This is a genomic window from Flavobacterium sp. HJSW_4 (genome assembly GCF_042436695.1).
Classification (GTDB): domain Bacteria; phylum Bacteroidota; class Bacteroidia; order Flavobacteriales; family Flavobacteriaceae; genus Flavobacterium.
The window spans coordinates 193168-217732 of sequence record NZ_JBHNPP010000001.1; the positions used below are offsets into that span (position 1 = coordinate 193168).

Consider the following 24565-nt stretch of genomic DNA (forward strand, 5'->3'; position numbering starts at 1 on the left):
AACCGCCTTTTAAATCAAAAAATGCTAAATCAGAATTTAATATTTCTTCATATTCTCTTAAACCTTACTCTGATCTACGATCCAAAAACTCATAATATAAAGCTTTAGATAAAAAACTAGCGTCTTGATACTCTGCAATCATTTCTTCTCTGACAGATTCTGCATTTTTTCCGTCTAAATTGTTCTTTTTTAAATATTCTCTTCGCGCTTCATCGTTAAAATTTAATCCGCTTAAGAAAACTGGCTCTACGCCTTTGTTTACAGAAATATTGTAATCCGTAATTAATCCGCCCCAGTTTACATAACTGCATAGAATAATTGTTCCGTAGAAATACCAAATCATTTGATTGAACAAAAAGGCATTTGTTTTCTTTTTAGTTATTTTTTGGAATGAAACTATTAATCCGATTATAGCTAAAATTAGAAAAGCATAAACCCCTAACCTTTTATAAGTCAACCCATAAAAAGAAACATATTCTGAGTTTTTAATGATGGCGCTTATAATTAAAACAACATTTAGTCCAAGCCAAATTTTTGCCAGTGTTTTTAAAGAAGAAGCTTTTTCATCAAAATTAAAACCTCCTTTAAAATAGAACATAATTACTCCGACTGCCATCAATATTGAGAAAATTACAGCGTTTACACGTTCGTGTGTATCAGAACTTAGATTAGCTTTTTCTACCACTTCAAAAAACTGCTCGTAATTATAAGTTCCAATAAAAACTAAAAGCATTAAGTTTAAAAGAAACAAAGTGATTACACCGCTTTTTCTTTCAAAGTCCAAATCTAAAAATGAAAAAGTACTTTGATTTTTCACTTCAGAAATATTAGTAAAATCATTGTTTAATTTCGGATTGCATTCATAACAATTGTCTGGAACCCAATAATTCCAAAAACTGAAAGAAATATAAAAACCTATTATGGTTACAGCAATTAACTGCGGAAAATTAATATCAAATTCATAATCTGTAAATAGAGAAGAGAAATGATCGCTTCCGAAAGAGTAAACGATAAAAAACAATCCTAAAAAGATAATCGGAATAAGAACAAAGGCAACTAGCTTTTTAGCAAAATCATTGTGGATTTTACGCTCTGGAAGCCATTGATGGAACATGAATATTCTACCTACGGAAGTAAATCCGTTTAAAATTATTAAAGGAAAGACCTGAATTACTTTGAGTTCTCCATCTTGTGTTTTGAATTGTAAAAATAGAATTGATAAAGCTAAAGCAAAGAATGAAGCTGCATCGCCATACCACGCAAAGGCAAAGCAAGACAAAATAGAGGTCATTACGAGAACCAAATGCGATCTGCCGACAAACTTTTCCTGAAAGAAATAACTAATCAAAAGCGTAAGCACTACGCCAAAAATAGAAATATTGATTCCAACAGATTGGTTGTAAAAAAGCAGTATAAAAACCGCTGTACAAGCTAGGATAATTTGATGTTTTTTCATGATTGATAAATTTAAAAGTACTTTGTAATTCAAAGTTTTTAGATAAAAAAATAGTGTTATTAGGATTTCATTAATTTTTCAAGGTACGACAAATGCTCTTTAAAGGCTACACGCCCTAAATCAGTTACTTGATAAGAGGTTTTTGGCTTTTTGCCCACAAATTCTTTCTTCACTTCGATATAACCTGCTTTTTCAAGCGCCGAGGAATGACTTGCTAAATTACCATCGGTGATATTCAAAAGCGCTTTCATCTCGGTAAAATCTACCCAGTCGTTAACCATCAGAACGGACATAATACCCAGTCTGACACGGCTTTCAAAATCTTTATTTAGTTTATCAATAATTCCCATTGGGTTATTTGTATTTTTTGAACATCACTAATCCGTATACGATATGCAGGATTCCGAATCCTATGATCCAGAAAATCAAACCATATCCTATATTAAAAAGTGCAATACATCCTAAAATCAGTTCCGAGAAACCTAGATATTTAATGTCCGAAAATGTATATTTTTCTGCGTTTACAACTGCTAGTCCGTAAAAAATTAATGTTGCAGGCGCTACCATACCAAAGTGACCCTGATACATTAAAGCCAAACAAAATATCCCGCCAGTTACAAGCGGCACCGCCAAATGAAACAGCATCTTTTTTGTTGCTGAAGTCCAAATTGGCAAATCGTATTTTCGGCTTTTTCTAACTGTAAAAAAAGCAGCGAATACTAATGCAACAACCATAATTATAATTCCGATCCAGAATAATTCTGAAACTAGATTGGTAGAATATAATCTATGTCCATCGTTTAGATAATCAATACCATTTGCTTTGAACAATTGGTAAACATAGATTCCGCCAATTAAAGCTGAAAGACCCGCGAAAACTCCAGAAAGCCCGCTTAATGATATAAATCTTGAAGAGCGCTCCATCATGGAACGAATATGTGCTAAATCTTCTTGGTGCTTTTGATTCATAATTAAAGTACTTTGAGTTACAAAGTTATTATTTATTTTGAATTGGCAAATAAAAAAATGAAAAAATCTTTTCAAAATATTTTTTTTTCACGCGTGAGGGATAGGAATAAGCTACCGAAGTAGCATGGATAGCCCGACCCTATTTTGCGAATGGCGCGTATGACCACAAAGATTGGTGCGCCATTTGTAAAATAGGGTCACGCCCAGATTATAAAACAAAAAGCCCATTCTTAACGAACAGGCTTTTATTTGATTTTATTTTAGAACCATCTTCTGCGTTTGAATAAAAATACGCCGAAAGAGGATAGAATTATAGAAATTAAAAGCAGAATCCAGATCCCGTATTTACTTTCTTCTAGGCCGTTTGGGACGTTCATTCCGTATAAACTGGCAATTAATGTCGGAATCATCAAAATGATGGAAATTGAGGTCATCTGTTTCATAATATTGTTCATATTATTGGAGATTACCGATGCGTATGCGTCCATCATTCCGGTTAGGATGTTGTTGTAAATATTGGCTGTGTCTTGTGCCTGATTCAATTCGATTTCGACATCTTCTAATAATTCTGGATCGTAACTCTCTTTATGGGCTTTTAAGTTTTTAATTCTTTGAAACAAAACGTCATTTGCTTTTAGCGAAGTGATAAAGAATACAAAGCATTTTTCGATTTGAAGCAATGCCTGCAGTTCTTCATTTTTGATCGATTTCTCTAAATTATCTTCGGCCAATTTTATTTTCTGATTGATTTGTTTCAGGTATTTTAAGTACCAAACGCTTGAAGACAGAAGCAATCTTAATACTAAATTAAAATTGTCTCCGATTTCGATGTTTTTGCGTTGCGAATACGACACGAAATCGGCAATGATTTCTGTTTTGTAAAAACTGATGGTTACGCAGATATCGTCTTTAAAAATGATCCCGAGAGGCACGGTGTGAAAAGGGATTTTAACATCGTCGCTTTTTACAGGAATGCGCATGATAATCAATGTCCAGCCGTCTTCGATTTCGATACGAGGTCTTTCATCGATATCCTCGATATCATTGTAAAATGCTTCGGGAATTTGAAGTTCTTCTAGTAAATATTTTTTTTCTGTTTCTGTTGGAGATTCAATGTGAATCCAGCAATTAGAAGTCCATTTTGGGATTTCAATTAATCCGTTGTTGTTTGTGTAAAAGGCTTTCATTTCAAAATACAGGATTTTATCGCAGCATTTTGAAATTTCAAAAGCTGCTTAATTTAATACTAACGAATGATAATAATCGTCCATTTGGAGAAGTGTGTTTTTTAAGTGGTGCAAAAGTATCCTTTATTTTTAAGAACTAAAACTTTAAACTATTAATTATATATTAAAACGATGTTTTTCAGGTATTTTTTTAAAGAAGCATAAATAAAAAAGCCTGCTCAAATAGAACAGGCTTTTTAAATATTTAGAACGCAATATTACTGGTTTCTTGCGCTTCTCATTTTTCTTGCTAAAAGTGTATTTTTAAGCAACATTGCAATTGTCATTGGCCCTACTCCTCCTGGAACTGGTGTAATGAATGATGCTTTTTTGCTTACTCCGTCAAAATCTACGTCACCTTTGATAACGTATCCTTTTGCGTTTGAAGCGTCTTCTACGCGAGTAATTCCAACATCAATAACCGTTACTCCTTCTTTTACCATATCTGCTTTTAAGAATTCTGGAACTCCTAAAGCTGTAATAATGATATCTGCGTTTTTAGTGAATTCTGCTAAATCTTTCGTACGGCTATGAGTCAATGTTACTGTTGAGTCTCCAGGATTTCCTTTACGGCTCATTAAAATACTCATAGGACGCCCAACGATATGACTTCTTCCAATTACTACTGTATGTTTTCCTGCAGTTTCTACTTTGTAACGCTCAAGCAATTCCATAATTCCGAATGGTGTTGCTGGAATAAAACTTTCCATTTCAAGAGCCATTCTACCAAAGTTAGTTGGGTGGAATCCGTCAACGTCTTTATCAGGATCGATTGCTAATAAGATTTTTTGCTCATCGATATGTTTTGGCAAAGGCAACTGAACGATGTATCCGTCAAGGTTATCATCTTCGTTCAATTCTTTAATTTTTGCTAAAAGCTCGTCTTCTGAAATAGTTTCTGGCAAAGCAACTAAAGTTGAATCGAAACCAATTTCTTGGCATGATTTTACTTTACTTCCTACGTAAGTTAAACTTGCTCCGTTGTTTCCCACTAAAACCGCAGCTAAATGAGGCACTTTTCCTCCAGCAGCTTTTATAGATTGAACTTCGACTGCAATTTCGTTTTTAATGTCGTTAGATGTTTTTTTACCGTCTAGTAGTTGCATTGTGTTGTGTTGTTTTGTTTCAGATTTAAATTTATTTTGTTTCAGGTTTCATGTTCCAAGTTGAAAACGAAACTTAATATATATTTAATTAAAAAAGTTTCAAATTTTGATTTCATAACTTGAAACCTTAAACTTGAAACTTTTATTTTTATTATTTTGGCATTCCTGGCATTCCACCTGGCATTCCTTTCATACCACCCATCATTTTCATCAGATTTTTTCCGCCTGGCCCTTGCATCATCTTCATCATTTTGCTCATTTGGTCAAACTGCTTCATCAGCTGATTTACTTGCTCGACTTTAGTTCCCGAACCTTTTGCGATTCTGGCTTTTCTTTTTACGTCGATAATGGCCGGTTTGCTTCTTTCTCCTGGAGTCATCGAATAAATGATCGCTTCGATATGCTTGAAAGCGTCGTCTTCGATTTCAACATCTTTCATGGCTTTTGAAGCACCTGGTATCATTCCAACCAAGTCTTTCATATTACCCATTTTCTTCACTTGCTGAATTTGCGTTAAGAAGTCATCAAAACCGAATTCGTTTTTAGCGATTTTCTTTTGAAGTTTTCTTGCTTCTTCTTCGTCAAATTGTTCCTGAGCTCTTTCAACAAGAGACACAACGTCTCCCATCCCTAAGATACGCTCAGCCATACGTTCTGGATAGAAAACATCAATTGCTTCCATTTTCTCTCCAGTACCAACAAATTTAATTGGTTTGTTTACAATCGATTTGATTGAAAGCGCAGCTCCACCACGAGTATCACCATCTAATTTCGTTAAAATAACTCCATCAAAGTTTAAGATATCGTTGAAAGCTTTTGCTGTATTTACAGCATCTTGTCCTGTCATAGAGTCTACAACGAACAATGTTTCTTGTGGCTGAATTGCTTTGTGTACACGTGCAATTTCATCCATCATTTCCTGATCTACTGCCAAACGTCCTGCTGTATCGACGATAACAACATTGAACCCGTTTGCTTTTGCATGTTTAATTGCGTTTTGAGCAATTTCTACAGGATTTTTATTTTCTGGTTCTGAGTAAACCTCAACACCTATTTGGTCTCCAACAACATGCAACTGATTGATCGCCGCCGGACGGTAGATATCACACGCTACAAGAAGTGGTTTCTTATTTTTCTTTGTTTTTAAGAAGTTTGCTAATTTTCCAGAGAAAGTTGTTTTACCAGAACCTTGAAGTCCTGACATCAAAATAACTGTTGGATTTCCAGAAAGGTTAACACCAGCAACGTCTCCACCCATTAATTCGGTAAGTTCGTCTTTTACTAACTTAACCAATAATTGTCCTGGCTGTAATGTTGTCAATACATCCTGACCAATTGCTTTGTCTTTTACTCTTGCTGTAAAATCTTTAGCAATTTTAAAGTTAACATCGGCATCAAGTAACGCACGACGAACTTCTTTTAAAGTATCGGCAACGTTTACTTCTGTAATTTTACCGTGTCCTTTTAATATATGGAACGCTTTATCTAACTTATCACTTAAATTATCAAACATATCATTTTCTTTATTTGAAGTGCAAAGATAATCTAATTAGATATTTCAGGCAATTTTTATTTAAGTGCATTTAACCGCAAAGTTCGCAAAGGTTTACACTAAGTCCGCAAAGATTTTTTACTCATAAGACTACGAAGTTTTTTCACGCAGATTTAAAAAAGATTTAAGCCGATTCTACAGATTATTATTTAAAATCTAAAAATTAAATCTGCCAAAATCTGCAGAATCTGCGTGAAACAAAAAAGGCGCAGAGAAAAAACCTCTGCGCCTTTGTAACTATTTCTCTTTGAATCTTTAAAATTAAAACTGGAAGTAAATAAAAGGTTGTGAACCTGCCACCGCTGTTGCGTAAACAATCCAGTAAACGAATCCTAAGATTATGGCTTTTATTAGTAAAGGTGTTTTGTCGAAAACCGATTTCATTCCGTTTGTGAATGATTCTGGTAAGAAATGCCAAACGTAACCGAATAACATTAATCCGAAAACATTTTTATAACCAAGAATAATTGTTTTCCAAAGTTCTGGTTCGAATGTTAATTGACCGATATTATTAATTACCTGCAAAGCTGTTTCGAAATCTCTTGCTCGGAAGAAAATCCAACAGAAAACCACAAAATGGAATGTGATCACGATTGAGAAAAATCTCCATAAGAAATTTGGGCTTTTGTCTTTCTTCGAAGGAAAAAATTCCATGAATATTTTATGTACAGCCAAAGCTAATCCGTGAAGTGCTCCCCAAACAATAAATTGCGCTCCTGCTCCGTGCCACAAACCTCCTAGAAGCATCGTGGTGAACAGGTTGAAATTGGTTACTAATGTCTGTTTTATTTTACTTGAAAGTAAAAATGACAAAGCGAAAATTAAAATACTGATTCCAGCAATGACAAGCGGAATTATACTTTCTTTATAACAAGACATTCCCCAAAGCAATAATCCGAAGAAGAATAAACTTGGGAATAAATATCCTGCAAAAGAACCTTGTCTGTTTCCTCCAATCGAAATGTATAAAAAGTCTTTTAACCAAGTTGAAAGCGAAATATGCCATCTTCTCCAGAAATCGGTAATAGAAGTTGATTTGTATGGAGTTCTAAAGTTGACTGGCAATTTAAATCCAAGCAACAATGCAATACCAATCGCCATATCCGAATATCCTGAGAAATCGCAGTAAATCTGAATGGCATATCCGTAAGAAGCCATTAAATTTTCGAATGAAGTATAACTCAGTGGCGTATCAAAAACACGATCAACAAAGTTTACTGATATGTAATTTGAGATTACGGTCTTTTTAATTAAACCTCCAATAATTAGAAACAAAGCATTATTTACATCTTGTTTTGTCAGATTCAATTTTTGATAAATCTGAGGCAAGAAATCCTTTGCACGTACAATTGGTCCAGCAACTAACTGCGGGAAGAACGAAACGAAGAATAAATATTCGATGTAATTTTTCGTAGGTTTAATTTCTTCTCTATAAATCTCAATAATATAACTCATCGATTGGAAAGTATAGAACGAAATTCCGACAGGAAGGAAAACATTATGAAGTGCAAAATTACCATGAAACATATCATTGTAAGTTACAATCAAAAAGTTCATGTATTTGAAATAACCCAAAAGTGCTAAGTTCAAAATCACACTTATAACCAAATATAATTTCTTAACGCCGTCTCTACTTTCTCTATAAATAATCTGGCTCAAACCATAATCTACAACAGACGAAAGCAATAGCAATAGAAAGTAAATTCCACTCGATTTATAGTAGAAGAAAAGAGAGAAGAGAATAACATACGTTAATCTCAAATAAAATGTTTTGCGTAAAAAACCATACACAAAATAGAAAACCAGAAATAAACCTAAGAATAAACCGGTATTGAATAAAAGTTTTTCGTCGGGATCGTAAACGAACCAACTCTTAACTTGTTCTATCGTAATTGCACCAAAGTTTTGAATAAACCAATTATTAATGCTATCTATTGTTGTCAATTTACTTCTTTAATTTAAAATTATCGTATGATTTTAAAAACGCCTGAGTAAACAAATCTCCTTGTTTCTCGTATCCTTTTTTTGAATAATGAACCCAGTCTGGTCCAATTAATCCTTGTACTTTTAATTGTTTGATTCCGCTCATTCCGCCAAACTCATCGTATAAATCCCAAACGGCAATATCTTCTTTTTGAGCTATATTGATAATTTGTCTTGCATAATCATCAATATAAGTATTTGGCTTTCTTCTTAGCAAAGATGGCGGCGGTGTCATTACAATGATTGGCGCATCTATCTTTTGTGCCCTTATGTTGCTAATAAATTCTTTTAACTCGCGAATATATTTTTCTGGATCTAAGTGATCGTAGCTTTCATTTGTTCCTAACGAAAAAATCAGCAAATCTGGATGCAATGATTTTAATTGCTCAAAGAATAACGGATATTTATTGAAATCTGAATATTTAGCTCCGTTTACTCCTATTCCGCTGTAAATAACTCCTGGAGTATTTTTCTCTAAAACAATTCCGTTTAGCTCATAATCTTTTGCTTCTTTGTTCGGAATCAAGAAAATTCGGCTCAAGGCATTTTCTGAATTGTAATAATGCGAATAAGAATCTGATTCTATTGTTAAAGGAACAAATTCAGACATCGAAATAGTCTTTTCTCTTGTTTCCTTTGTGGCAATTTTTAAAGTTCTTCCAGCACGAATATTATTAGATTTTAAATGATTTACTCTTCTAATTTCTGCAACCGAAACATTGTATTTATCCGCGATTGTTCCAAGTACTTCACCTTTTTTAATCTTATGCGTAATTACTTTTGGTTCGGTCGTTTGAATGGAATTGATTTTAGACGAAATTGCCAAATCAAACATATCCTGATTCTGTGGCGTAATTATCTTTATTGTATTGAATTTGTAAGCTAGATCTTTTACATTCATTTCCATTACAAATCCGCCAGAATCTCTCCAAAGTCCAATTCCGCTTAACCCAATCGGGCAATTCTTAACTGGATGAATATTTCTATAACTTTCCCAAGTTCTGTTCGATTTAAAACGCTCGTTATACGAACCGTTTGTTTTCGCTAATTGGTAAGGAAATACTAAACCGCGTCCAGCATTACCAAATTTTTGCTGCAGTTTTTTTCTAATCTCATTGGTCATCAAATCACCTTGAATATGCGAATCTCCAATATGCACAATATTGAGTTTTTGATTCTTCTTATCCTCGTTTTTTTCCAGCTTCTGAAAAAAATCGCTTAACGCTTTTGCATTATAAATTTGATCATCAGAAGGAGCATCAATTGCTGCTGTATCTGCTTTTTGAATCATACTTTTTGGTGTTGGATGTACGTCTGTTTTTGGAGTTTTTCCATTTGTTGCAAAAAAAATACAACAAAAGAAAAAAATAAGTTTGTTTATCATACACTGTCTTTTGTTACTGAAACGGAATCAGGTCTGGCTTTTCTTACTGGTTTTGGCTTCGTTCCTTCAGCATCTCTTTTTTCTCTGAGCACCTTATATTCTTCGTATCCTTTATTTAATTGTCCGTATAGCAAATTACCAATTGCTTTTGCCCCACGTTGATTAAAGTGAGTATAATCTTTATTTGCTTTTGCCGGAGCTTCATCAACCCATTTGATCATAGAACCATCTCCTCCCATCAAAGTATATAAATTGACAAATCCAGCCTGTGCTTCCAACGCATAGTGTTTTTGAGCCTTCATCAAAGGAACTACGGCAGAATCGGTTTTCATTTCCAAATTATATTTTGTCGATTTATCAGCAGTAGAAACAATAAGAATTGAAACTCCCGGGAAAGATTCTTTTATTTTATTTACGGTTTTCGTCATTCCTTTTTCATACCAAGAATAATTTTTGGTTCCGTAATTTAATACGTTTGTTCCGTAATGCAAAATAATTAAATCATATTTCAAACTAGTATTGAAAGCTCTCATTACATCTGCATTGAACATTGAAATCGGAAGTCCTGAATTTCCTCTTTGAGAGAAGTTATCTACGTGAACTCCTGCTCCGTTATCAAAGTTAAATCCGTAAATCGGAATAGAATCTGCTTGAACGAAATTTGCTTTAAAAGCTTTTAAACTTCCTGATGAAACTTTCAGCGTATTAACTAAACCATTTGGAGAAAGGCTTTTCTTGATAGTATCTTTTCCAATAATGAAATTAACTTTTCCTGTTTTAGATGAACGACCATAAAATAAAGTCGCATTATCTAAAGAAGTAGAATATTTATTTAAGCCAGCCTCATACTGAACCCAAGTTGAATTAGATTTGTCGTTTGCAAAAAATACGTGTCCGTTAACTCCAAAAGGACTTGTTGGTCTTTTTACATTTAAATAAGACTGTGTCTTCCAGTTTTTAGAATACTTTGATTTTACAGAACCTCTCGAAGCAGCAGATTCTGAAGTAATAGAAACAAAACCAACACCGTTTCCTCCAAAACGTTCTTGATAATTGGTACGAACGTCCTGAACGATTAAATCTCCATCGGTCATAGAATCTCCATAATAAGCGATTCTAACTTTATTCTGCGGATTTTTCTCTAACTGATACAATTTTTCATAAAAAGAAATCAGGTATTGATACCCTTTGTAGTTTTCGAATGTTTCAGCAGGAAACTCGATTCCTTCCGCTTGATCAAAAACAATTTTCTGCCCGCTTAATGCTTGCTCGCTTTTTGCGATACTGTCTTTGTCTAACGATAAAGAATCTTCAGCAACAGATTCTAACAGTAAGCTGTCTATTAATATATTTTTAGAATCTAACTTACTCTCAGAAAATATTTTGTCTGGAAGGATTTGCTTGAACCCAATAAAAGCAACCAGCGCCAAAGCCACGATTGCAAAAGACTGAAAAAAATAAGATTTTGTATTCACCTAATAATTATAAAATATGAAAATCTGCATTCAAAAATTAAACCAATTAAATAATTGTTAACTTATTGCAGAAAAAAATTTGTGCAAAGATAGAATAACATTTTGTTTCTATTTCATTTTAACAAGAAAGTAGAGCAAAAAAAAGAGGTTAGACTTTCTAACCTCTTAAATCAAAAAAAAATAAAAAAAACAAAGTTAATGATTAACTAAATTTTTGGTGCAACCACCATATGTTTTAGAATGAAAACCTGTATTTCTTAGATTCTTCATTTATGAATTTATTTTAAGATAGCATATTGGAATGTAGGATAACCTCTTTCACCTGCAGCATTTACACCTGCAGTAAATCTCACTTTATAAACATTTCCTGCTGGATCTTTAACAACATAGAAACGATCTGATCTTGCTGCAAATCCAGAAGTTGGATTACCATTTGCATCTGTTCCTCCCACTGTTCCTCTCCAGTTTGAACCAATATTTCTTTGATCATCTGTGAATTTTGCACTATCAACATTTGCTAATGTAAAAGCATCATATGCGAAAGCTGTTGTAAGTACTTGATAAGCTCTTGCACCACCTTTAACGTTATTTAAAATGAAATCCGCAAAATTATAAGGAGCTATACCTCCTGACTGTGTACCTGTTGTATTAGTAAAACTTGTAAAACTAATATCCCATTGTGCTTTTTGAGGCTCAACACTAACTGTTTTTTTGTCTAATAAACTTAAGAAAGTAAAGTTATAAGCTGCATTTTTAGTAACAATGATTTCGTCGTGAGTAGTAGCGGCAATATCAGCATATTGTACTTTATAATCATTTCCGCTTCTTAAAATTCTAACTTTTTTCCAGCCTCTAGCAGGCCCAGTACCTGTACCCTCAGATCCAACTTTAGGAGGAACTGTTCCAGGATTACTTCCCATATTTATCACATATACTTTATTATCAGCATCTGTTGCAGAGATTACTGCAATAGCTGTTTTAGTGATATCTCCTGTAGGATCATCAATTTGAGTAGTGCTTCCTTCACCATTAACAAGCATAGTTGCATCTTCCGCTTGAACTTCGTCAATATTTACACTAGTCGTTTGTTTAGCAGTCATTTTTACAGTATGATTTATTATAACTCTAAAATCTGTCCCAGAATAGAATCCTAAATCCCATGAAACTCTAGGAACAGCAGTCATTTTTCCGCTGCTTAAGTCAACAAAAACTTGATTTGGTTCTGTTGGCCCGCCAACTTCCGGAGCTAATGCATTTCCTAAAGAAGCTGTTTCGTTAAAGTTTACCTGAATAGATTTGTTTTCAGAAATTACAGCATTGATAGTTGCGCTACTAATAGTGAAAACTACATTTTTAACTTCACCTTCAATAGCTTCTTTTAATTTCTTAAAAGTAAATGTCACAGAAGAAACATTTTGATCAAAAGGAACGATTAATTTACCTGCAACGATTGCTGGCGTAGTACTATAATCTGTACCACTTGCAACTGCTGTTTCAGTGTAAGTTAAAGTTAAAGAACCTGCCGATGCAGTTGGAGAAGCAAATTTAATTTCGATTGGAGTCGTTTCAGCAGATAAATTTACTGAAGTCGCTGCAAAAGCTACAACATTGGCTTGAGCTGCTTCATCATCACTACTACAAGCACCAATGGCAAGCAATACAAAAGATAATATTAAAATAAAGTTTTTTTTCATGGTATTGATTTATTAATTAAAATTTAGATTATATGAAAGTTTTAAGAAGTAAGATCGGCCGTAGCCAAGCATCATATCGCTAGAAGTTCCTCCTCCATGCGCGCCACCACTTGCATCGCCACCGCCGCCATTTTGCACAGATTGTAAATTGGTTACATTAAATAAGTTTCGAGCTCCAAGTGTAACTTCAAATTGATTTTTAAAAAATGCTTTTCGGATAGAAGCATCCATCCAACTGTAAGATTCCAATGTACTTAAGAAGAAACCAGATTTCCCGTCTGTACCAGTACCTGCAACATATTGTTGCTGTTGTCCATTATATTTATAAAAAACAGCTAACAAAGTATTCCATTTCGGAATGTTATAAGAAATACTTGAATTTAATCTGAACGAGTAGAAAAACTTATCATCAGATACCAAATTTTCAGCTGCCAAATCCAATTTTCTAGAAATTCCTACTACAGCTGCTCCCAACATTACATTCCAGTTTTTATAAGTGTATTGTTCAACTGTAGAAATATTCCACATTTTGTATTTGTTGATGTTCATATATCTATAATTCCAAGTAGGAGTTACTTGTGTAACCACCATATCAATTCTGTCATCAACATCCAAATACGTAACAGCTAAATTGTTAGATATTTGAGCGCCCGAATCAAAAGAACAAGCTCTTTTAAAACTAACTTCATACGACGTACTGTTTTCAGGAATCAGATTTGGATTTCCTTGCATATTATGGTTTGAATCAACAAAATAAGTATACAACTCATCAAAGTTCGGAGTACGATAAGATTTACCTAAAGAAGCTCTTGCTTCTAATCCTTTATCAAAAAGATATCTTAAACCTAATGAACTTGCATACTGATTATCAAAAGCGCTTTGAAATGAAAATCGAAGCCCTGGACGAATGGAGAATTTCTCGTTTACGCCAATTTCTGCAACTGAATAAATATCATAATTTTCAAGTCTCTTTCTAATATCTACCCCCTGCTGATTATCATCTCTAAATGCCCCAACTGAAGAGTCATAGAAACCATTCTCGTTAGTGATCTCGTAGCCAAGCTGAAAGTCTACATTTTTATTATCAAAGAAATTGCTAAGTGTACCTGTCGAATAAAAGACCTCTTTTGATTGATAAGTGGCTCTTTGATTATCTACCTCCTGTTTTGTATCTATTTGATAGACAAAATTTTCCAAATCACGTTCTTGTTTCTGTTGAGAAACGGAAACATTATATTTTAATTTCGAAAAAAGATTTCCATTGGCATTTAAATGGTGGTAATAACGATTGGTGATGTATCTTTTATCTCTCGAAAAGTAAGTGTCCGGAAAAGGGTAATTATCCTGTATATTTACTTGTGGATTGTAATAGTGAACATTTTCACCATAATAATCAAATTTGTAAAAAATTCTAAAACCATCTTTTTGGTAGCCTAAAATTGCATTTCCTACCAATTGTTCTTTCGGAAGCTGGGTATAACCTCTAAGGCCATCATTTTTATCATAATCTTTTCCTTGCTTATCATCATAATAACCGGCCATCGCATTTCGGTTTCCTCCAATATTGACAAACCAATTTTCATTAAAATTGTAACCAATTTTAGCCGATTGAATATGACGACCTTTATCAAAAAATGCAAACTCTTTACCTACCGTTTCTTCTTGAACGGTCGCATTAATCTGCCACTTATAACCTCCTCCTTTTTTTGTAATAATATTTAAAATACCAGTAACTGCATTTGCTCCATGAGTTACTCCCATTGATCCTTCGATAATTTCGATTCGCTCAACGTCGTCTAAGTTTACTTGGGTTAAATCTACATTTGTTCCCATTCCTGTATCGCTTACTAAAGGTATATTATCAACCAAAATTTTAAAATATTGAGAATCTAATCCAAACATTGAGACCTTAGAACGTCCGTCATCTCCATTAGATGTCACAGTAATATTTAAATACTGATTTAAAACATCAGCCAAATTATTTGCTGCCAACTGCTTTATATTCTCCTTTGTAATCACCCTAACATTAAAAACCGATTTTTTTATAGACTGCGGCTCAAACTGTCCAGTCACAACAACTTCTGATAATTTTTCAGCTGTTTTTATAGTATCTTTTTGCTGCGCAAAAGAATATGTACAAAAAAGAAGGCCAGCAAAAAGGGTAATTTTAATTTTCATTATTTTTATTCAGTCTTAATAATCGATGCAAATATATAACTATTTTTAATTGTTCTAAATTAAATTTATATATTTGCGAAAAATTTAAAAACAAAACAATAAGTTATGATTTCAAAAAGCCTTTTTTTGTCAGCCGCTATGGCTTTAACATGTGGTCTTGGATTTAGTCAGGACAAGAAACAACAAGACATAAAATCTATTAAATCGATGTGTGGTTGTTATGAAGTGAAGTTTAATTTCACTGAAACTTTCTCTTATCCAAAAGATTCTCTTACTTATAAACCTTCTGAAACGAAACACGAATCGGCTTTAGAATGGGTAGAATTATTAGAAGACACTCCAAATAAAATCGTAATGCAGCACTTATTAATTGTAAGTGATGATATGATTATCAAACACTGGAGACAAGACTGGCTATACGAAAACACAGACTTATATTCTTTTGACAAAGGCAATACTTGGAAATACAAAAAGCTAGACAAAAAAGCGGTTAAAGGACAATGGACTCAAAAGGTATATCAAGTAGATGATAGTCCAAGATATGAAGGTTCTTCAACATGGGTTCACGTTGATGGTCAAGATTACTGGGCAAACGTTGCCGATGCACCACTTCCAAGAAGAGAGCAAACAAAACGTAACGATTATAATGTTTTAAAAAGAAGAAACATCCACGAAATCACTTCTACAGGATGGAACCACGAACAAGACAATGACAAATTGGTTCGTGACGATGCTGGAAAAGATGTTCTTTTAGCGCAAGAAAAAGGATTTGATGTTTATACTAAAGTTCCAGACGTAAAATGTATCGCAGCTCAAAAATGGTGGGTAGCAAATAATGCTCTTTGGAAAAACGTTCGTGATAAATGGCAGACTCTTTTTGACAGACACCAAGACTTAAACCTTGAAGCAAAAGTGGAAAGAAAAGCGCTTTACTCTTTATTATTTGATTTAAAACCAGATACTGCAAAAGCAGAAACAGATAAAATCATTGACAAATTTGTTAAGTAATTAGAATTAGTTAGTATAAAAAAGCCGGAAGTTTAGAGACTTCCGGCTTTTTTTATATTGATAAGTTATTTGCTTTTCAAATATTACATTCTCTCAGGAACTTCAATTCCTAATAATTGGAACGCAGATTTAATTACCTCGGCAACTTTTTGAGAAAGCTGTACTCGGAATATTTTTTTTGTTAAATCAACTTCGCCTAAAATGTGCACTGATTGGTAAAACGAATTGTATTCTTTTACTAAATCGTAAGTATAATTAGCAATTAAAGCTGGACTATGATTTTGAGCGGCATTTTGAATTACTTCTGGGAAAAGTTCGATTTGTTTTACCAATTCTTTTTCTTTTTCGTGCAATTCTTCAATTTCAATTTCATTAGAAAAATCAAAATCTGCTTTACGGATAATTGACTGAATTCTCGCGTAAGTGTATTGAATAAATGGACCTGTATTTCCAGCAAAATCAACAGATTCTTCTGGATTGAATAAAATACGTTTTTTAGGATCTACTTTTAAAATGTAATATTTCAAAGCTCCTAAACCAATTGTTTTGTACAATTTTGCTTTTTCTTCGTCAGAATAGCTGTCTAGTTTTCCTAAATCTTCTGAAATCTGTTTTGCTGTGTCTGTCATATCTTGCATCAAATCATCAGCATCTACAACAGTTCCTTCACGGCTTTTCATTTTTCCAGAAGGCAAATCAACCATTCCGTATGATAAGTGATATAAGCTTGAAGCCCAATCAAATCCTAATTTCTGTAAGATTAAGAATAATACTTTAAAGTGATAATCTTGCTCGTTTCCAACCGTGTAAACCATTCCACCAACATCTGGCATATCTTTCACACGCTGAATCGCTGTTCCGATATCTTGCGTCATGTAAACCGCTGTTCCGTCAGAACGTAAAACAATTTTACGGTCTAAACCTTCGTCAGTCAAATCAATCCAAACAGAACCGTCTGGATCTTTTTCGAAAACGCCTTTATCTAAACCTACTTGCACAACATCTTTACCTAAAAGATATGTGTTGCTTTCGTAGTAATATTTATCAAAATTGACTCCAAGATTCGTATAAGTTGTTGCGAAACCTTCATAAACCCATTCGTTCATTTTTTTCCAAAGTGCAATCACTTTTTCATCACCAGCTTCCCATTTCTTAAGCATATCTTGCGCTTCAATAATAATTGGCGCTTGTTTTTTTGCTTCTTCTTCTGTTTTACCCGTTTCGATTAAACCGTTAATTTCAGTTTTATAGGCTTTGTCAAACTCAACATAATATTTACCAACTAGTTTATCTCCTTTTAAACCAGAAGTTTCAGGAGTTTCTCCGTTTCCGAATTTCTCCCAAGCCAACATTGATTTACAGATATGGATTCCTCTATCATTGATAATTTGAGTTTTGTACACTTTTTTACCAGAAGCTTTTAAAATCTCCGCAACAGAATATCCTAACAAATTGTTACGAACATGTCCTAAGTGCAAAGGTTTATTAGTATTTGGAGAAGAATATTCTACCATTACCGCTTTTTCCTCTGGATTTGAAGCTAAAAACCCGAATTGTTTTTGGTCTTTTATTCCGTTAAAGAAATCTACATAATAACTGTCTGAAATAACAATATTCAAGAAACCAGAAACTACATTAAAGCGCGCAACTTCAGAAACATTCTCAACTAGATAATTTCCAATTTTATTTCCCAATTCAGCCGGATTACTTTTAATCACTTTTAGCAAAGGAAAAATGACCATTGTAATATCGCCTTCAAACTCTTTTCTAGTAGTTTGAAACTCGATTTTATCAACAGTAACATCAAATAATGCTTGTATTGCTTTTTGTATAGAAGGTGTAAGAATTTGTGATAATGACATGTAAACTTATTTTAAAGTGAGCAAAGATACTGCTTATTCATCAATTAGAGAAAATCAAAAACATATTAAATTCAAGAAAAGAGTTTCAATTTGATAAAAAAGTACATTTTTTAATTGTTAAAATTATCAAAAAATCAAAAGCTTAATCTCTTACAAAACAGCCAATGAGAAAAAAAATATATTTTTTTCTTCAATTTCTTGTAACATATCCAATACAAGGGAGTCTTACATAGTGATTTCATTTTTTTGAGATCAGAAAAAAAAGAAAAAACTAACAAAACGAAATCATCATCAATCAAATCAAAAATAATCAGTAAAAAATCATGAAATTAAAATTCTTTCTGTTTGCGTTATTAGGTATAATCGCAACTGCACAGGCCCAGAATACTGGAAGTGTTTCTGGAAAAATTACAGAAAAGTCGAACAACGCGCCGATTTCTTACGCAACTGTTTCGCTTAAAGAAAATGGAAAAGTGGTTTCTGGAGTAAATACAGATGACAACGGAGATTTTTCATTTAAAAACATTGCTCTAAAAAGTTACACAATCGAAATTCAATATATTGGTTTTAAAAAATATATCGGTTCTGTTCTTTTGAGCGAAAACAGAAAAACTGCTACTGTAAATGTTTCTCTTGAAGAAGAAGCTACTCAGTTAAAAGGCGTAAACATTGTTGCAGAACGTTCGACAATTGAACAAAAAATTGACCGAAAAGTGGTTAATGTTGGTAAAGATTTAACTACTGCGGGAGCTTCGGCATCAGATATTATGAACAATATTCCTTCTGTGAATGTAGATCAGGATGGAAAACTTTCGCTTCGCGGAAATGATAATGTTCGTGTATTAATTGACGGTCGTCCATCTAACATTGATCCTGCTCAATTATTGAAACAAATTCCATCAACTTCTATCAAGAAAATTGAGTTGATTACCAATCCAAGTGCAAAATACAATCCAGAAGGAATGTCTGGAATCATCAATATTATTTTGCATAAAAATGCTAATACTGGTTTTAATGGAAGCTATAGCGGTGGTATTACTTTTGGTAAAACAGCAAAATACAATCAGTCTTTAGATTTAAATTATAAAACTGGAAAAGTAAATTTCTTTGGAAATGTGGGACAAAATTTTGGAACATACCAAAATAAAGGTTTCATTCAAAGATTTGATCAAGATATCACTCAAAACATTAATGTATTGAATGATAACGATTCATACCTATACAAAATCGGAATGGATTATTTAATCGATGATCACAATACTTTATCGATCTATACCAACCAAAACAAATCTACTGGTAAAGGTTTTGTAGATACCGATATTGATTACAATAATGTAACGGGTTCTGATATTTCTAACATTTTCCAAAAATCAAGATATTGGGGACCAGACCAAGTTGGAACTTACAATTTGGCATACAAACACATCTTCAAAAAAGAAGGTCATACTTTAGATTTTGAAGCAAACTATAGTGATAATAAAGAATCTCAAAATGCCTCTTTTGATACTCAAACTACCAAAATTGACAATTCAGCATCAAATGTTGTATACGACGATTTTTTAAAAGGTGGTAGAAAACTAAGCACAATAAACGTAGATTATGTTAATCCGTTAAACGAAAAAACAACTCTTGAAGCTGGAGCAGAGGCAAGAATCACAAGAACTGACAATGATTACATTACTGGCAATCCTTTGCTTCCTGTTGCAGATCAAACTTCTCATTATACTTATGACACAGATATTTATTCTGCTTATGTAACTTTTGGACAGAAATTCAAAAAGTTAAGCTATCAAGTTGGTGCACGTTTTGAAAGCTATAAAGTTCAAGCTAACTTAAATTATGGTCAAACTAAATTTGATGATGATTATATTACCTTATATCCATCAGCATATTTAACGTATAATATAACTGAGAAAAACACTTTGCAATTTAGCTACAGCCGTCGTGTAGACCGTCCGAGTTTAGAGCAGACAAAACCAATTCGTGAATTTGCTACTCCGTTAGTTACTTCGCTAGGAAATCCTGAATTAAGACCACAGTTTACTAACTCTGTTGAAGTAAATTATACTAAAACTCTTGAAAAAGGAAGCTTTACAACTGGAGTTTTTGTGAGAAGCATTAACGACCAAATCAGCAGAATTTTATATCCAGATCCAGCAGATCCAAGTATGGAAAAACAAATTATGAGTTTTACCAACTACGATCACAATACAGCTTACGGATTTGAGGTTTCATTCAATTATAAAATCACAAAATGGTGGGATATCCAGCCATCTATTGATTTCTCAAGTATTAATCAGCAAGGTATTGTATTCCAATATGATCCTGCAACCAATACAAGCAATCCAATTGATAGAAAAATTACAGTTGCTGCTTTCAACGGACGTATGAACTCTAACTTCAAAGTAAACAAACGTTTAAGTTTCTTAGCTTTCGGATTCTATAGAGGCGCAACAGATGGACTTCAGAACAACAGCCACGAAATGTATAAAATGGATATTGGTACACGTTACACATTGTTAGACAACAAAATGAACTTAAGTGTACGTTTCAATGACGTTTTCAATACAATGAAATATGCTTTCGATACGATGTATCCTTATCCGCAAGCAGGACAGTTTAAGTGGGAAAGCCAAACGGTTTATGTAGGTTTAACTTACAACTTTGGAGGCGGAAAAATCAAGAATTTACAACGTAAACAAAGAGACGACAATACTAACAAAGGCGGGGGCGGAATGTTCTAATCTTGTCTGAGAAGATTTTTTAAATAATTTTTGAATAATTTCTTGTAGAAAAAAAGTCTGGAGATTGCCACCTCCAGACTTTTTTTGTTTTATTAAGCACTATAAAAAATTACGTAATTCCTTTATTTCTTCTGGATTTGCAGTTTCAGAATCATCTGTAATTGCTGACGAATGATAAAAAGTCAAATCTAACTTTTCCTGAAGCAATTTGATATTTGAAGATCTTAAACCACCACCAGGCATAATTTCAATTCTATCTCCAGCTAGCTCTTGAAGCCTTTCTAAAGCTTGAATTCCTTCTTCAACATTTACACCTTGACCAGAAGTCAAAATTGTTTTGAAACCACAGTCAATAACAGATTCAAGCGATTTTTCTGGGTTTTTAACCACATCAAAAGCACGATGAAAAGTACACGAAAGAGGATGTGCCAAATGCACCAATTCTTTATTTTGTTTCTTATTTATTTTTCCGTTTTCCTTTAAAATTCCAAAAACAAAACCGTCTACACCTAGCTTTTTATATTGCTTAATGTCTTGTTTCATTTCTGTGAGCTCTTCATCAGAATAAACAAAATCACCGCCTCGAGGCCTAATAATGACATGCATTTTTATATTTAGGTTTTCACGAACTTTTACCACCAAAATTGAGTTTGGAGTAGTTCCTCCTAATTTCATGTTTTCACAAAGTTCAATTCTGTCCGCACCATTTGCCTGAGCAATCAATGCCGATTCATAATTAAAACAAGCTATTTCTAGTTGATTTTTTTTCATTTATAGAATAATTTCTTCTGGTTTGTCATTGCAAAGAACAACAAAAATTATGCAATTTATTTTCAACACTAAAATATAAAAAACCTGCTCCAATTAAGAAACAGGTTTAAAAAAAATATAATGTAAGATGATTATTTTACCATTTAATAATAGCACTTGCCCAAGTAAACCCACTACCGAAGGCTGCCAAAACTACAGTATCTCCAGATTTGATTTTTCCTTGTTCCCAAGCTTCAGTTAAAGCAATCGGAATAGACGCTGCCGTTGTATTTCCGTATTTCTGAATATTATTATGAACTTGATCGTCTGTTAATTTGAATTTATTTTGGATGAATTGCGAAATTCTCAAGTTTGCTTGATGCGGAATCAACATATCGATATCTGAAACTTGTAAACCATTTGCCTCTAACCCTTCATTGATCACTTCAGCAAAACGAACTACAGCATTTTTAAATACAAATTGTCCGTTCATGTAAGGATAATAACTTTCATCATTAGGATCATTATCAGCAAGAATATCGGTTACCCAACGCGCTCCCATTCCTGGTGCTTGCAATGCTAATTCTTCAGCGTGCTGTCCTTCAGAATGTAAATGCGTAGATAAAATTCCTTTTGTCACATCTTCTTCACGGCTTAAAACCGCCGCTCCTGCTCCATCTCCGAAAATTACAGAAACTCCGCGTCCGCGAGTTGTCATGTCTAATCCTGTAGAGTGAACCTCAGAACCAATTACCAAAATATTTTTATACATTCCGGTTTTAATATATTGATCTGCAACAGAAATTGCATAAACAAAACCAGAACATTGATTTCTAACGTCTAATGCTCCAACTGTTCTTAAACCTAAATCTCTTTGAACCAAAACTCCTGGTCCTGGAAAATAATAATCTGGACTTAATGTAGCAAAAACTACAAAGTCAATATCTTCTTTGGCAACGCCAGAACGCTCGATTGCAATTTTAGCTGCTTTCACTCCCATTGAAGTCGTAGTGTCTTCTCCACGGATAATGTGTCTTCTTTCCTGAATTCCGGTTCTTTCTTGAATCCATTCATCATTGGTATCCATTATCTTAGACAAATCATCGTTAGTCACCACATTAGAAGGAACATAATATCCTAAACCAGCTATTTTTGAATGATACATAATCTATTATTATTTATTAAAAAATTGGATTGCAAATTTACGCATACTTTAAAATATACGTATACAAAATACTATTTTTTTCGTTATTAGCAATTTAATATATTTTAATTATACATTACTTTGCGCAATTTTATATTCTAAAAAATCAACAATACGCACTATTTCCTGCTAAAAATCTAAAAGCTTATTATAGGATAAATTTTAATTTTATTGAAAAAAGAAAACCCGACAATCTTTTTTTAATCATCGGGTTCTATATTATAAGTAATTCAATGCCAGAAAAACTTCTTGTTCGAGCGGTAAATCTATTTCGCTTTCAAAGAAAATCAACTGCCTTTTGTAAACTGTCTCAACTAAGTAATGACTTCCTCTAAAATAAGTTCTTCTAATTTTTACCATTAGTTTTGATTCTGAAACCATTTTAAACTGATGCGGATAGACTAATGTTTTATGAGTTTCATCAGTATAAGGCAATAATAAATGTGTCGGAATTTCATTTACTTCACCAAACAAAGAAGCCACATATTTAACTTTTGGGTCTTCGTATATTTTTGAAGGCTCATCTTTTACCATTACTTCTCCATTTCTCATCACAATTGCCTGATCTGCAAAAGACAAAGCATCTGTACTATCGTGCGTTGCAATAATGCAGGTAATTCCTTTTTGTTTTAAATAACGAAATAAATTACGGCGCAATGCATTTTTTCTAAAAGCATCAATCTGACTGAATGGTTCGTCTAACAAAATCACTTCTGGTTCTAAAGCCAAAACTCGCACCAAAGCGACTCTCTGCTGCTGTCCTCCACTCAAGAATTTTGTTTTTACATTAGCAAACTGATCCATTTCTACCATCTCCAGCAATTCTTGAACACGAAGTTTTTTCATGTTTGCAAAACCATTGGATAGAAACTTACCTACGTTTTCAGCAACTGTTTCATAGGGAGACAAATCAAAATCCTGTGCCAAATATTTCATATAAGGCATTCCGGGAATCAAATTAAATTTTGGCCCCAAAACTGGTTTGTCTCCATAAAAAATTTGTCCCTCGTCTAGATCATATAATCCGTATATGAGCTTGAGAAGCGTACTTTTTCCGCAGCCACTCTCACCTATAATGGCAATGTTCTGACCTTTTTCAATAGAAAAAGAGATGTTTTTTATAACGGGATTTTCGGTATACGAAAAAGATATATTTTGAATGTCGAGCATGAGTTGTAATATGAGTCGTCAAATTTACAATGTTTAATTTCTAAAGTCAAAAAAAAGCTGCTTCAATTATTTGAAACAGCTTTTTTGATGATTTATTTTATTAGAAACTATTTTCCAGCTTCTGCTTTAGCATCATTTACCATTTTGTCGTTTGCTGTAATTGAGAATTCAACACGACGGTTTTGAGCTCTTCCTTCTGGAGTATCATTTGTTGCAATTGGATCAGCAATTCCTAAACCTGAAGTTTTGAAACGGCTTGATTTTAATCCTTTAGCTACTAAATAAGCTTGCACAGATGCAGCTCTTTGTCCTGAAAGCGTTAAGTTGTATTCTGGTTTTCCAGTATTATCTGTGTAACCAAAGATTTGAATATCTGTATCTCCGTATTCTGTAAATACAGGAATCAATTTATCTAAATTAGCTTTTGCTTGAGTAGTTAATGTAGATTTATTTGTATCGAAACGAACAGAGTTCTCGTTTAAAGTTAAGTGAATTCCTTCTCCAACTCTTTCAACAGAAGCACCTGGTAAAGCCTGATCGATTTCACGAGCTTGTTTATCCATTTTATTTCCGATCAAAGCTCCTGTTCCACCACCTACAGCAGCTCCAATTGCAGCTCCTAAAGCAGCGTTTCCGCCTTTACCTAAATTATTTCCTAATACTGCTCCAATTACACCACCTGCAACTGCTCCAATTCCGGCTCCTTTTTGTGTATTATTTGCATTTTTTACTGAATCACAGCTTGTAAAAAAACTAGCTATAACCATTAAACTGCTTAAACCTAAAACTTTTATCTTTCTCATT

18 protein-coding genes are annotated in these 24565 nt (G+C 33.4%); 2 read left to right on the forward strand and 16 right to left on the reverse strand.

The window, feature by feature from the left end:
• Window positions 1-64: 64 nt before the first annotated feature.
• From ACE01P_RS00940 to ACE01P_RS00990, 11 genes are all read right to left on the reverse strand, one after another.
• Window positions 65-1456, reverse strand: coding sequence for a DUF4173 domain-containing protein (locus ACE01P_RS00940; RefSeq protein WP_379693066.1), 1392 nt, complete (start codon window positions 1454-1456; stop codon window positions 65-67).
• 59 nt (window positions 1457-1515) lie between these two features.
• Window positions 1516-1806, reverse strand: coding sequence for a winged helix-turn-helix domain-containing protein (locus tag ACE01P_RS00945; RefSeq protein ID WP_379693068.1), 291 nt, complete (start codon window positions 1804-1806; stop codon window positions 1516-1518).
• A gap of 4 nt (window positions 1807-1810) precedes the next feature.
• The gene (locus ACE01P_RS00950; protein ID WP_379693070.1) at window positions 1811-2425 is read right to left on the reverse strand and encodes a hypothetical protein; all 615 of its coding nucleotides are present in this window, start codon (window positions 2423-2425) and stop codon (window positions 1811-1813) included.
• A 260-nt stretch (window positions 2426-2685) separates the two neighbouring features.
• Entirely contained in the window at window positions 2686-3612 is a 927-nt protein-coding gene (locus tag ACE01P_RS00955) for a magnesium transporter CorA family protein (RefSeq protein WP_379693072.1), read from the reverse strand.
• Between the two features lie 257 nt (window positions 3613-3869).
• On the reverse strand, window positions 3870-4757 hold the full coding sequence (locus tag ACE01P_RS00960; protein WP_379693074.1) for a bifunctional 5,10-methylenetetrahydrofolate dehydrogenase/5,10-methenyltetrahydrofolate cyclohydrolase: 888 nt from the start codon (window positions 4755-4757) through the stop codon (window positions 3870-3872).
• A gap of 151 nt (window positions 4758-4908) precedes the next feature.
• Window positions 4909-6270 carry a signal recognition particle protein gene (gene ffh / locus ACE01P_RS00965; protein ID WP_379693076.1) on the reverse strand — a complete coding sequence of 454 codons (1362 nt, stop codon included), beginning with the start codon at window positions 6268-6270 and terminating at the stop codon, window positions 4909-4911.
• Window positions 6271-6570: 300 nt separating this feature from the next.
• A complete protein-coding gene (locus tag ACE01P_RS00970; RefSeq protein ID WP_379693078.1) occupies window positions 6571-8253 on the reverse strand; it encodes an MBOAT family O-acyltransferase in 1683 nt (560 codons plus the stop codon).
• A 1-nt stretch (window position 8254) separates the two neighbouring features.
• Complete coding sequence (locus ACE01P_RS00975) at window positions 8255-9676, reverse strand: GDSL-type esterase/lipase family protein (protein ID WP_379693080.1); 1422 nt, start codon at window positions 9674-9676, stop codon at window positions 8255-8257.
• A complete protein-coding gene (locus ACE01P_RS00980; RefSeq protein ID WP_379693082.1) occupies window positions 9673-11151 on the reverse strand; it encodes an SGNH/GDSL hydrolase family protein in 1479 nt (492 codons plus the stop codon). The genes ACE01P_RS00975 and ACE01P_RS00980 overlap by 4 nt, the downstream gene beginning before the upstream one ends.
• A gap of 278 nt (window positions 11152-11429) precedes the next feature.
• Window positions 11430-12845 (reverse strand): HmuY family protein, encoded by a 1416-nt coding sequence (locus ACE01P_RS00985; RefSeq protein WP_379693084.1) that lies wholly within the window; start codon window positions 12843-12845, stop codon window positions 11430-11432.
• A 12-nt stretch (window positions 12846-12857) separates the two neighbouring features.
• Complete coding sequence (locus ACE01P_RS00990; protein WP_379693086.1) at window positions 12858-15023, reverse strand: TonB-dependent receptor plug domain-containing protein; 2166 nt, start codon at window positions 15021-15023, stop codon at window positions 12858-12860.
• Between the two features lie 105 nt (window positions 15024-15128).
• Here ACE01P_RS00990 and ACE01P_RS00995 point away from each other — a divergent pair, with 105 nt between their 5' ends.
• Entirely contained in the window at window positions 15129-16031 is a 903-nt protein-coding gene (locus ACE01P_RS00995; RefSeq protein ID WP_379693088.1) for a DUF6607 family protein, read from the forward strand.
• An 83-nt stretch (window positions 16032-16114) separates the two neighbouring features.
• Here the strand turns inward: ACE01P_RS00995 and argS are convergent, their stop codons facing one another.
• Window positions 16115-17893 (reverse strand): arginine--tRNA ligase, encoded by a 1779-nt coding sequence (gene argS, locus ACE01P_RS01000; RefSeq protein ID WP_379693090.1) that lies wholly within the window; start codon window positions 17891-17893, stop codon window positions 16115-16117.
• A gap of 323 nt (window positions 17894-18216) precedes the next feature.
• Here argS and ACE01P_RS01005 point away from each other — a divergent pair, with 323 nt between their 5' ends.
• Window positions 18217-20637 carry a TonB-dependent receptor domain-containing protein gene (locus ACE01P_RS01005; protein WP_379693092.1) on the forward strand — a complete coding sequence of 807 codons (2421 nt, stop codon included), beginning with the start codon at window positions 18217-18219 and terminating at the stop codon, window positions 20635-20637.
• 99 nt (window positions 20638-20736) lie between these two features.
• On the opposite strand, the gene ACE01P_RS01010 is transcribed toward ACE01P_RS01005, so the two are convergent.
• From ACE01P_RS01010 to ACE01P_RS01025, 4 genes are all read right to left on the reverse strand, one after another.
• Window positions 20737-21408, reverse strand: a complete 672-nt coding sequence (locus ACE01P_RS01010) for a copper homeostasis protein CutC (protein ID WP_379693094.1) — start codon at window positions 21406-21408, stop codon at window positions 20737-20739.
• A gap of 136 nt (window positions 21409-21544) precedes the next feature.
• Entirely contained in the window at window positions 21545-22552 is a 1008-nt protein-coding gene (locus ACE01P_RS01015; protein ID WP_379693096.1) for a 3-oxoacyl-ACP synthase III family protein, read from the reverse strand.
• 258 nt (window positions 22553-22810) lie between these two features.
• A complete protein-coding gene (locus ACE01P_RS01020; protein WP_379693098.1) occupies window positions 22811-23761 on the reverse strand; it encodes an ABC transporter ATP-binding protein in 951 nt (316 codons plus the stop codon).
• Between the two features lie 107 nt (window positions 23762-23868).
• Window positions 23869-24564 (reverse strand): OmpA family protein, encoded by a 696-nt coding sequence (locus ACE01P_RS01025; RefSeq protein WP_379693100.1) that lies wholly within the window; start codon window positions 24562-24564, stop codon window positions 23869-23871.
• Between the last annotated feature and the right edge of the window lies 1 nt (window position 24565).